General features: G+C 46.0%; 6 protein-coding genes. 4 read left to right on the forward strand and 2 right to left on the reverse strand.

Annotated elements, in window-relative coordinates; translation table 11 throughout:
- Window positions 1–23: 23 nt before the first annotated feature.
- Complete coding sequence (locus C0Q44_RS11905) at window positions 24–2,084, reverse strand: beta-xylosidase family glycoside hydrolase (RefSeq protein ID WP_105407414.1); 2,061 nt, start codon at window positions 2,082–2,084, stop codon at window positions 24–26.
- 33 nt (window positions 2,085–2,117) lie between these two features.
- Complete coding sequence (locus tag C0Q44_RS11910; RefSeq protein ID WP_105407415.1) at window positions 2,118–4,064, reverse strand: carbohydrate-binding protein; 1,947 nt, start codon at window positions 4,062–4,064, stop codon at window positions 2,118–2,120.
- 417 nt (window positions 4,065–4,481) lie between these two features.
- Here C0Q44_RS11910 and C0Q44_RS11915 point away from each other — a divergent pair, with 417 nt between their 5' ends.
- The 4 genes from C0Q44_RS11915 to C0Q44_RS11930 all read left to right on the forward strand — a co-directional run bounded on the left by C0Q44_RS11915 (window position 4,482) and on the right by C0Q44_RS11930 (window position 12,768).
- Window positions 4,482–7,991, forward strand: coding sequence for an ATP-binding protein (locus C0Q44_RS11915; protein ID WP_258166294.1), 3,510 nt, complete (start codon window positions 4,482–4,484; stop codon window positions 7,989–7,991).
- Entirely contained in the window at window positions 7,943–8,854 is a 912-nt protein-coding gene (locus C0Q44_RS11920) for a LuxR C-terminal-related transcriptional regulator (protein ID WP_181150946.1), read from the forward strand. The genes C0Q44_RS11915 and C0Q44_RS11920 overlap by 49 nt, the downstream gene beginning before the upstream one ends.
- Window positions 8,855–9,106: 252 nt before the next feature.
- On the forward strand, window positions 9,107–11,968 hold the full coding sequence (locus C0Q44_RS11925) for an S-layer homology domain-containing protein (protein ID WP_181150947.1): 2,862 nt from the start codon (window positions 9,107–9,109) through the stop codon (window positions 11,966–11,968).
- Between the two features lie 440 nt (window positions 11,969–12,408).
- Window positions 12,409–12,768 (forward strand): hypothetical protein, encoded by a 360-nt coding sequence (locus C0Q44_RS11930; protein WP_105407419.1) that lies wholly within the window; start codon window positions 12,409–12,411, stop codon window positions 12,766–12,768.
- Window positions 12,769–12,770: the final 2 nt, after the last annotated feature.

A 12,770-nucleotide genomic window follows, 5' to 3' on the forward strand; every position in this document is an offset into this window, starting at 1 on the left:
TCACTATTTGAATAAGCAACGGTTTATTCTACACGGAAGTAGTCAAAGTCAGCATAACCTCCTGTGGACTTCGTCGCATAGTTGAACAGGGCAAAACGGTATCCCATAAAATGCGGGAGCGTATACGACATTTGTAGTGTATTGCCGATCGTTGTCCAATTGCTGCCATTCAGACTGTAGGCAAAGTAGGCTTTGTCCGTTTGGTTCGTGAAGTCGCAGATGACCCGCAGATAGACCTTGTTCTGGTTCAATGGCACATTTGCTATTTCGGTCATTGTACCAGAACTGGCATTGGCCATAACGATGGATTTGGTGTTGCCCGTCATCTTTACGCCAACAAAGCCATATTTGGCCTGAAAAGCGGCAAGTCCAGCGTAGTCCCCATCCTTCATCCCTGCCGTCTCCAAAGCGGTGATCCCTGTACTTTTGGGCCCAAAGGTTCGTTGTGTTAATGTGTTACGGGCTTCCAATATGTTTTTGCTGATTTTGCCTGCAGTCAGTCGCATGAAACCAGGGCGTTGGCTCAAGGACCAATTGGCAGGATGGGGATTATGATTCCACTGCCAAAATGTCGCGAGACTTGATGTGCTGGCAGAAGAGCTGCTCGTTAGGGAAACGTCGTCCACATAAAAAGCCATTAAGTCGTTTGTCGGATCTGGATTCGCATTGTAAGGAGTTTCAAGAAAAATAAAGCTCTGAGACAGATCAGCATTGGAGGGAACGGTGTATGTGCCCTGAATGGTGCCCCACTGTCCGCGGTTGAGCGTCGCACTGCCCATAATGGTAATCCCGGTATAACTTGCACCGTTCTGGATGCTAAGATTGAATGATTTGGTTGCAGGGCCGGTGGTATATTTGACTTTCGCTGAAAAGGAATACGAGTCTCCAGGTGCAAGCTTACCCGTGATGATTTGTTTGGCGCCGCCCGCAGTCTGCTGCCTGTCGCTGACGAGCAGGCTCTTTGCACCGCTGAACACCTCGGCGTTAGTTAACGATACGGTTGCCGTATTGTTGCTACTCCATGGCTGAACAGTTGCGTCTTCGAAGCCGCTATTCAAGAGAAGCTGCGTTAATGAAGGTGTACCTGGTGCCGCATTGAACTCATCCGAGCCGTAAATCTTGGCGGACGCCTGACCCTCAACGGGCAGATTCATCGTAAGCGGCACCTTGCCGTTAATGCCAAACACAGGCCAATGATCCGACCACGTTACCGGGACCAGATATGGAATGCGTCCAACTGCACCGCTATCGCGAAACAGCAAGCCGTACCAGGCACCTGATGCAGTATCCACGATGCCTCCTTGTGCGATACCTGAATCTCTTAATACGACCTTACCTGTATATGGCCCCGTCAACGTGTTCGAACGATAGGCGATCTGTATGCGGCCATCACCGGAAGGCCAAGCAATCAGGAATACGTAATACATGCCGTTAATCTTCTGAATATGCGCTCCTTCTGCCTTCACAATAAAGTTGGAGCCTGCAACGCTGCTCGCGTTCGGAATCAAAACCTGATTCAAACCGCCGGACTTCACCGCCTTGGCATCTGATGACAGTTCAATCATACTGATGTTGTCACTACCATATACAAGAAATGTGCGGTTTCCATCAAACAGCAGGGAAGGATCATGATAATAGCCGTTCAGCGTATAGGGTGTCCACGATCCTGCTTCAATATCGCTGGTCTGGTAGATGTATGTCTTTCCCGTGGAAAGTGAGCCGAAGGCTACATAATATATGCCATTGTTATAGCGTAGACTGCTGGCCCAAGAGCCGCGTCCATACTCGTTTTGACCATTGTTCAGATTGTGTACATCTCCGTTTCCAAGCGTGTCATACACATAGCTCACGATGCTCCAGTTTACAAGATCGTAAGACTTCATGACGGGTACTCCCGGGTTCATATGCATGGTTGTGCTTGTCATATAAAAGGCATTGCCCACCCGAATGACGTCGCTGTCCGGAACGTCTGCGTAAATGACCGGATTGCTGAACGTCGCAGCAGAAGCAGTAGGGCTTGTCAGCGGAATCGATGTCATGAACAATGGAAGAACAAGCAGGAACATCCCAATCTTCTTCCACATTTCCTTTCCTCCTGAACTTTCTTGGATTCTGAATTACTGGGAATATTCAATATAATCAATGAATGCATCCCAAGTGCCGTTATCTGTTGTTACTACGAGTTTAATTTCCTGATTGCCCGTAGCGTGTGTAATGTTTGAGAGCGTCTGAACGGACGGCTGGGTTCCGGTAAAGTAGAACGAGCCAGCGGTCACACCACCGATGACAAGATCGACGCGTGCGGTTTCATTATTGTTGGAAGCTCCGCGGACAGAGAATTGATGGGTCGGGAAAGCAAAATATTGATTGTATGCTGCATAATCATTATTCGCGTAGAGGGCCACGCCATTAAAAGGCGAGCTGATCAGACCAGCGTATTGGCCACCGATCGTCATAGTTTCGACTTCGTATCGAGTAACGGATGGATCAGGATCAGGATCAGGATCAGGATTAGGATTAGGATTGCCGCCCGAACCGGATGTGAACTGCCAGTAATCCAGATTGAACAGATTTCCGTTCCCCGCGCCTGTAAACACCAGATATAAACGATGTACGCCCGTAGCATTGGTCACATTGGTCTCCATTTCGCGCCAAGTCTGTGTACCGCCGGTTGAGCTTACGTTGAGTGTTCCAGCCAGAGGGCCAGTTGGACTGTCCAGCCGAATCTCAATGTTGCCATTTCCGGTAGAAGCAACATTTGCCTTGAATTTGGATGCTCCAGTCGAGCCGAAATCAGCATTACCGACTGCGATCCAATCACCATTATGGATATTCGTGACGTTCTGATTGGCTACAGGTCCGCCGCTCGCCCGGCTTGGCTCTGTCGTAATACCTGCCTGCCAACCAATCGTTTCGGCCTCCACCCGGACATACGGATTCAGGTTGGCAATCTGGGAAACGCCGGTCATATTCCCCTGAACCTCCTGGATCGTACCATCTGCGTTATGCGTCAACTTGTTGATATGAGTTGAACGATATCCTTTGCCATCACCAAGGAATGCTTTGCTCACCGTTTGCGCATGGTACGTGACATACCATTGGTTGTTGAACTGGAACACGGCATGATGGTTGTTGCCCCCTACACCGAAGAACGTGCCGGGATTTTTGAGGAAATGTCCTTTATATGTGAAAGGACCCATTGGGCTGTCGCTTACCATATATCCGATCTCACCTTTGGGATATGCCGCAGGGTGTGTTCCTGCGAAGTTGATACAGTAGGAGTAGTAATATTTGCCGTTGAACTTGTGGATGCCGGAATCCTCGAACAAGTAAGGGGCATCTATGGTAACGGCACTCCCGACTACACTGGTCATGTCGGCGCCGAGCCTAATGACCCGAGCCGTTTTTGGATTGGCAATGGATGCCGCATTATTTCCGTCGGGTATGCCTCCGCCAGAATATAAATAAGCTGAGCCGTCATCATCGACAAGTACGGCAGGGTCGAAGAGCCAAGTTACACCTGACATGCCGGGTGTTCCATGAGTCAGGAGTGCGCGTCCGAGCGGATCGGACCAAGGTCCAATGGGTGAATCTGCCGTCAATACGCCGATGCCCGCGCCAGAGTTTGCGAAATAGAGGAAAAACTTTTCTTTGCCAGCGACTGTTTTCTTCGCCATGGCCGGCGCCCAAGACTGGGTGGCCCATTTGGCAATTCCTTGACCGTTATTGGCATTGTTGGCACCGGCTACCGGAATGTAGCCATGGTCGGTCCAATTCACCATGTCGGCCGAGGAGATGACGCTGATTCTCCCGATCGTGCCATAATTATTTTCTTTGACGGAACCATCGTTGTTGTACAAATACGTGTCGCCTGTCATATACACATAGACCCTATTGTTATGCACGAGTACATACGGGTCAGCCCCCAATTTATGATCGACAAGGGGGTTGGCGTTACCAGGGAGTTTGGCAACAGCTGCATTGGCTGCATGGCTGGATTCAACAGGCAAGATGAGAAAGAAAAGCAGAAATGAGAGCAGGATTGCTAGTGGTTTACGGATCATACGTTTCGCCTCCATAAGATTAGTTTGGTAATGCAGAATGCAGTTTCCTCATCTCACCTCCCTTCATACAAAAGATATAATCTGTCAGGTTGTTAATTGTAACCGCTTTCAATATAATTCTTTAAAAAGATTCAGATCGAAACCGACGCGCTGTAAATGTAATTATTTTTCATATTTTCTTTTATTTAGAACTAACTTGACGATATCATAGCACATTTTTGTGAGAATACAATCATTTTCTATCAAAATTTGTAAATCTCATTGTGTGAATAAAAGAAATGCGAAGATTCAAGACACATCAGTGGATCGTTAATGATAGAATAAGATCAATTATAGTGTTATTGAACTATAGAGGTGCTATAGAGGTGTTGAAAGATCCAGTAGTTTGAAAGATCAAATGGAGGAATGGAACACTTGATGCAGGCAGATAGAATTACGCTGAAAGAATGGCTGAGGGAAACCCCGGCAGTTGTTCTGGCGTTTTTACATACGGCTATATCTATAACGGAACAGGTCCATAAGGCACACAAGCGAGGCACTATCCTGGGTAATTTGAATCCTGCATATATTTGGATGGATTCGGAAGCTCATATAACTGTGATTCAGGAAAAGCATGAGACGGATTCCATCTATACTTCACCAGAGCAAACGGGAAGAATGAATCGACTGCCTGATGAGCGAAGCGATCTATATGTGTTAGGGATGATCTATTATGAGATGCTCTCAGGAAAAGTACCTTTTCAAGCCGAGAGTACTGAAGAGTACATACATGCCCATCTAGCTATTGTTCCAACAGCGCTGAGAGCGCTGCGTCCAGAGCTTTCCGAATCGCTGGAAGCGATCATTATGAAGCTGTTGTCCAAATCGCCAGATGAGCGTTATCGGAGCACGTATGGGCTGTTAATGGACCTGAAAAAGTGTCTTTATTCCTTGTTAGAAGAAGGATATATCGCATCTTTTGACATTGCTCGTGCAGATGAAGCAAGCCGTTTTCGACTACCAAGGACACTATTTGGCCGTGAGGGGGAAGAAGAGAAACTTCGCGAAGCATATGAACAGGTTCGTTCTGGCGAATCCGTGTTGATGTTGGTTAGCGGCCCGGCAGGAAGTGGGAAAACGGCACTCATCCGGCAATTCCAAGTACAAGTTGTAAGAGAATATGGTCTGTTGATGGAGGCGAAATGTGAACCTAAGAATCGTGATATTCCATTCTCGCCCATACTCCAGATGCTGCGAAAGTTAATTAAGCACACATTAGGTGAAACACCAGAACGAGTGGACAAGGTGAGGACCAGATTAGCAAAAGAACTAGGGCAGGGATCGGGTGTTCTTGCTTCACTCCTACCAGAAGTAGAACCACTACTCGGCGAAATTTCAACGCTAGAAGTCCTGCCACCTGCTGAAGCAACAATTCGTCTCCACCGTCTGCTTCCCATATTTATAAAAGCTTTTCTAGACAGAGAACATGCTCTTGTTCTATTTCTGGATGATCTCCAATGGGCTGATTCGGCTACCTTGGAAGTCCTTCGCACCATTGTGCATGATAAGGTGCTGCTGGGTTTATTCATCATAGGGACGTTCCGAGAGGAAGCGATGCAAGAAGGACTGGGCCATGGAGAGCCCGAAGCTGCAACAGCTTTATGGATGGAGAGCGCTCTCTTCTTGAAAGTCGGTTCTACTCCGATGTCGTTCCAACATCTCATATTATCCCCCCTGTCTTATACTGAGGTGAGACGATTTGTATCGCAGATTGTGGATGAGAACACACTCAGAGTTCGGTTGCTTGCGGAGTCCCTATACCATCGAACGGGCGGTAACCCCTTATTTTTACATCGTCTTTTAGATAGTCTACATAGGGAAAGAAAGTTCTATTTCGATGAGGAATCATCCATGTGGACTTGGGAAGAAGCTATAGTAACACAGGTACCTTCAGACCCGGGTGTTCTTCATTTCATTGGTGAACGTATACGGAAGCTACCGACAGACCAGATGGAGTTGCTTATTATTGCAGCGGCTATTGGTCATCGCTTTCCTCCTGCAACGCTTGCTCTGGTAAGTGGCCGTTCCGTTCCCTATACACGACAATGTTTACAATTTTTCGAGGAAGAGGGTTTATTGTACCGAGAGTATGATGCCCATGAAGCGGAAGAGAGTTATTATAGGTTTTTACATGACAGGGTACATCAGGCTGCTTATATGTCTGTTCCTGAATCAGCGAAAGCAGCCCTGCATCTGAAGATTGGACGCGTGCTGCGTGCTAATTCATCGGACCAACAGGAAGAATTTATTTTCGATATGGTGTACCATTTAAATCTAGGTATGGACGATATGGTGGAGGAGTCAGATAGAAACGAATTGGCTGAATACAATCTTCAGGCTGGTCTGAAATCAAAAGCTGCGACTGGATATGCAGCCGCCTTGCACTATTTTGAAGTGGGATTGGGGCTTGTGAAGGATGACGAGAAGAGAACAGATTCACTGGCCTATCGTTTGTTGCTGGAGATGCCGGAATGTGAATATATGTGCGGTCGCCAGGTTGTTGCGGAAGAACTGCTCCAGCGGTTAATGGGCTGTACAACAGACTTGGTTGAACGCTCTCAGATCTATCTGATCTGGATTGGGATGAATAGTTATCTGAAGAAAAATGATATGGCATTAGAGATCGGGATGCAGGCGCTTGAGGAATTTGGGTGGAAACTGCCGCTCGAACCTGCTAGAGCAGAGATTATCAAAGAAGTACTGCTGACGCAAGTAGCGTTGTACAACAACCGTAAGGATATTGCGCACTTACCTGTCAATCCGGACCCTCATTATAGAGCGTTATCTAATCTCGTCATGGCGATATCGACGTCCGTTTTTACGATAAGCCTGGAGCTGACTGCCGTGTTATTCTCAAGATTTATCAGGTATGGTCTGAGGCACGGGAACAACGAAGCATTTGCGTTTATGCTTGCGGGATATGGTCTAGTCATTCTTAGAAATAAAATCTCTCTGTCTCGTACCGGTCTTCATTATATTGATACGGCCATTCTTCTTTCTGCGTCATTTGAAAGCATTGACTTGCAATGCCGGCTGAACTACATCCGAGGGCTGGCCAGGCTTCAACCGAATCCGGAAGAAGGATTCAAGCATATGGAGAAATCAATACGCTATGGGATGGAATCTGCCAATCTGAGTTATGTTAGTATTGCCATGTTAACAAGTGCGACAACACATATCGGTGATTTGTATGCATTAACTGCGCTTATTTCAGACTACGAAAAAATGTCTCAGATGCTTGTAGATGATGAAACTCACAGCATATTCCAGATCGCCAGGTGGTATATAGCGAAGTTACAAGGTGAAGTCAGAGTAAGCGATAACATTATGTTACCTATACAGAGCCTGGGCATGCAGAAGACTTTGAATAACGAGGTTTATTATATCTGTACCTGCCAGATTGAAATTGCTTATTTGGAAGGACGGTATGGTGACGCTCTTGACTGGGTAGACAAAGGTCGATTCAACACGTTTAGGCAGACACGGATGCAAGTTCGCAAGCAGCATATCTATCACTCGTTAACGCTTGCCGCTATGTATGGGGGCTCACCACAAGAAGAACGTAAAGATATCCGTTCCAAGCTTGGCAAACAGTTGTTTTCCATGAGGAAATGGACTGGTTATTATGGAAATAAATCCTCAGCTTATCTGCTCGTTACAGCCGAATTAAAGCGGATCGATGGAGATCGGGCCGCTGCAATGAAAGGGTATGACGATGCGATTCGTGCTGCGCGATTAGAGAGTCATTCATTAATGGAGGGTACCGCGCTTGAATGTGCTTCACGTTTCTATAGAGAAACAGGTAGTACGATTGGTGCAGATACGCTTATCGTGGATGCTTGTGCCGCGTATTCCAAGTGGGGGCTATTGCCAAGGTCAGAAAACTAAGAGAGACGTACCACGGGCTGGGATTAGTAACAAGTGTGTCAGTAGCACCAGATAGAACGATGATGGAAGAGGTCGAAGCGACGGCACTGCAGAAGGAAAGGAAACCTATATTTGTGGATGAACGGACGCTCTTGCAACAAATCTCTGAGTGGTCCAGTACAGAGATCAACGAAACAGCGATCTATCGATTCCTTGAAAAGGTAGTTAGGCATTCTGGTGCGGTGAAAGGTTATATACTGAACAGCAATGATGGACATTTTTCCATGATGGATCAGGCACTCGGGGCGCCATCAGATCAACAAAGAATTGTCTATGCAGAGTCTATTGCGCGCTATGTGATCAAAACGGGTGAATCGGTTATGCTTGCCGATGCTTCGCGCAGCTTCTATGCAGCAGATTCTTATATTCGTCGGGTTGAGTCGAAATCTGTTCTGTGTATGCCTATTCGTGTCCCCGGTAAACCATTGCTATCCGTCCTTTACTTGGAAAATAACTTGATCTCCGGGGTGTTTACCAAGGATGTAATGGATTTGGTGGATCTGATGATCATTCGGATGGTATATCTGAAATCTCTGGAGGAATCCCATGTACAGATAAGTGCTGCCAGTGATGCAGAGCTTTATCTTGCAAAGACAGTAACCGAGGATCGGACGCAGTTGCTTGAGCAACTCACGAAACGAGAAAAAGAGATATTAGAAGTGCTAATGGATGGTTCTTCTAACAAGGAAATCGCGGATCAATTGGGGTTAACCGAAGGGACTGTTAAAAGTTATGTTTATCGTGTATATGGGAAATTAGGAGTGAACCGCCGTTCTCATGCGATCGCACGGGCAAGAGAAATTTTTGAAGAAGATGCAAAGTAATTGAATAGATGGTGAAGTATAAAAGCCAATGATTAACGTCGTAAAGGGCGTTAATATTGGCTTTTTCGACTTTTCTTGCGCCATACTAACTTTAGTGAGTATTTCTTTTCAAACCTCCATACTATGATATGTCTGTACAAAGTGCTATGACTAATATCATGAAGTGGGAGTGGAAGAAATTCTATGGTACAGAGAGCAGGAGAAGGTAGATCAAGAAGAAAGACTGGTTTAATAGGCATGCTGTGTTTGGTAATGATGATCTCATTATTCGGACCTATGGTGAATCCTTCGCAGGTATTTGCGGCGACAGGCTTTAGTGGCGGAATGGGAACGGCAGGTGACCCTTATATCATTACAACACCTGAGCAGTTAAATAGCATTCGCAGTTATGGTAGTAGCTATTTTAAGCTCGGCGATAATATTGATTTGACAGATTACCTTTCTCAAACAGGTGCAGGATATAATGGTGGTAATTACTGGACCCCTATTTCTTATTTTTCCGGCACTTTGGATGGTGATGGTTACACGATCAAGGGACTGAAAATAAAAAATAACAATAATTTTATCGGTTTCTTTGGAGACTTGGCTTCGGGTTCTTATATAAAAAATATTGGATTGGAAAATGTGGAGATCAATAGTAGTGGGATGTTTGTAGGCGGTATAGCAGGTGCTCAAAGGAGTCAGTCAACCATATCAAACAGTTATGTGACTGGTGACGTTAAAGGAGGTACCTATGTAGGAGGCCTAATCGGATATCAAGATACAGGTGCAGTTATAGACAGCTATTCTACAGCTAAAGTTAATGCTTCATCTCAAGCAGGTGGTTTAATTGGACTTGAATATCGAAGTTCGAGCAAAAATAGTTATGCTGCAGGTAGCATCACGGGCAGCTATCCTACCGGTGGGTTGGTGGGCGGTACTTATTCCGGTGCTGACGCTAGTGTACATGTGGATACCTATTATGATCGAGAAGTTTCAGGCCAATGGGATAATTCGGGCAAGGGAGAACCGAAGTCCACCGCTGAGATGAAATCGAGATCCACATTTTTGACCTGGGATTTAGCCAGTGCGTGGTTTATCAAAGAGGGTCATTATCCGGAGTTGCAAGTCTTCCTGGCTGAAACGCCTACGGCGGATGTTGAAGGTGGGCCTGTTGCGTGGAAATCAGAGATTGCGCTTAGCAGCGGGACGACGAACGCATCGATCTATTATACGACGAACGGCGATGAGCCAACGCTGAACAGTACACGATACATCTCACCAATCGTGGCGACGGAAGATATGACCATTAAGGCGATTGCTGTTAAAGGGACGACATATAATGAAGTGATGACCGAAAGCTATACGGTTATAGGGAAAGCAGAAGCACCCACAACGGGAAGTTTGTTGCCAGGCACAGACTTCGACACCACGCAATTGAATGGTGTAACGGATGTGATGGAGTACAAAGTAAATAACGGGAATTACAATGCAGTGTCAACGGATGATACTTCGGTTGATAACATTGCTGTACAGGCAGGTGATACAATCTCTGTCCGTATAATCGAAGGACCTAGTGATCCAGCATCTGAGGTTCAAGTCTTAACGGTTGGTCAGGCAAATATTCATACCAGAAGCACAGCGTCCACGTTGACTTCGACCATTGGATTGGTCAGCACAGGTGGAACACCGAATGAAACGATCACGAATATTACTTACGGAACAACTTTAGCCACGTTTAAGGGAGCAATCACACTCGCAGCTGGTGCAACATTTGAAGTCTATGAGGCGGACGGAATCAATCCAGCGGTCACCTTAGCCACAGGGGATAAGGTCATTGTTACAGCACAGGATACAACAATGAAGACCACGTACACCGTAACGATGCAAGAAGGTCCACCAGCGGGAATGTATTTATCACCAGGAACCAACGTGGATACAACGCGTTTGAATGGTGTTACGGATGCGATGGAGTACAATGTGAATAACGAGAGTTATGTTGCCATTGCAACGGGTGATAATTCAGTAGATAACATTAGTGTACAAGCAGGGGATGAGATCACTGTTCGTACAGCGGCTACACTGGATATACCGGCATCCATTGAGCAAGTATTGACGGTTGGTCCAGCGGACATAAAGGCCAAGAGCAGAGTGTCCACGTTGACTTCGACCATCGGAACAGTGAGCACAGGTGGCACATCGAATGAAACGATCACGAACATTCCTTACGGAACAACATTAGCCGCGTTGAAGGTAGCGATTACACCAGCAGCCGATGCGACATTTGAAGTCTATGAGGCGGACGGAATAACCCCAGCGGGCACTTTAGCAACGGGGAGCAAGGTTATTGTTACGGCACAGGATACAACCACGAAGACTACTTATGTCGTGAGAGTGGAATCAGAAACAACACCAATAACACCAACGACACCAACAGGGCAAACACCAACGCCGGTTCCAGCACCAGCACCAGCACCAGTACCAACACCAGTACCAACACCATCAGAACCAGAACCAACGCCAGTTGTAAGCAAACCTGTATACAATGACAAGGTGGATAAAAAGGTAGTAGCTGATATTAAACGGAAGGCTGAATCAGCAAGTTCAACAACCCTTAGCGATGTGAAAATGACTTCCTGGAGTTATGATGATATTGATTATGCTATACGAGCTGGAATTATTAAGGGATATACAGATGGTTCATTCCGAGGTGAGACGAAAGTAACTCGTGGGGAATTTGCTCAGATGCTCGTCAAAGCCCTTGGATTAACAGCTACAGGAACTGAAGTTGTTGCAGATGCAACCGGTCATTTTGCTGAAGATGCTATTCGTGCCCTTCTTGAAAAAGGAATCATGACCGGATATGCGGATGGAAGTTTCGGTCCTAATCGTGAAATTAAACGAGCTGAGATTGCAGCACTATTGGCCAGAGTTCTTGACCTAACCCAGTTGAATACCAACGCTAAATTTGAGGATATTAATGGTAGCTGGGCAAAAGATTCAATTAACGCTTTAGGTAATGCCGGAATTATCAATGGCAAGAAAGAACTTGAATTTACGCCTAATGCCAATGCTTCTAGAGAAGAATCGGTTGTGTTGATCGTTCGACTTCTTAAATTGATCCCTACTGAATAGACAGTGAAGCTGTTATCATGGGGGCATCACCCCATCAAGTAGAAACAAAAAAGACATCTTAATCTGCGGCCGTTTCCCGGTAATCCACCGGGGGACGGTTGTTTAGTTTCTTCTGAAATCGCTCCTGGTGATAGAACAAGATATTCTCGCTTACTTGCTGTTCCAGTTCCGCTTTACTTACTTCAACGTATCCGTTGATGGATAGCAGTTCAAAAAGTGGGCTCTATGTTTCCACTATAAGATCTTCTCCTAGTTGTACATATTCCAGCCTTTGTATAGCTGAAGCCCTGGGCGTAAATAGTTGTTGTTTATTGATAATGGTGAATTGACCCCTGTCGTTTGTACACACCGTTAGTTTAGTATCTGAATATTACTATCAGGTGAGCTTAATTCCAAATACTGCTAGAGTCAGAGGTTCATAAAAAGGTGGGATGGAGAAAATGGCTATATTATCAACGGGGCCGATAGAAAACAATCCTGTTTCCGGGGTTAGACCGACACAACAGGTAACGATCAGATTAGTAAGTCGGGCTGCTGTGGATTCTGTATCAGTATCCGTTCAGGGGTACGTGCTAAGTACAACAAGAACGCTGTATGTGAGTGAATTGATCAGTATTGCCCCTAACGAAGCAGTGACCAGAAATTATTTTGCAAATTTAGATGCTTTTGAGTTTGTTTTTGAAACAAGTATGGAAGGGGTGAAAGAAGTAGGAATTTCAGTCTGGGGCAAACAAGCGTCCGGACAATTGGTTGATGCACACCGGGTGGTGGAGCACGAAAAAACAGTTAAGAACATCTAGCA

The organism is Paenibacillus sp. PCH8 (assembly GCF_002968835.1).
GTDB lineage: Bacteria > Bacillota > Bacilli > Paenibacillales > Paenibacillaceae > Paenibacillus.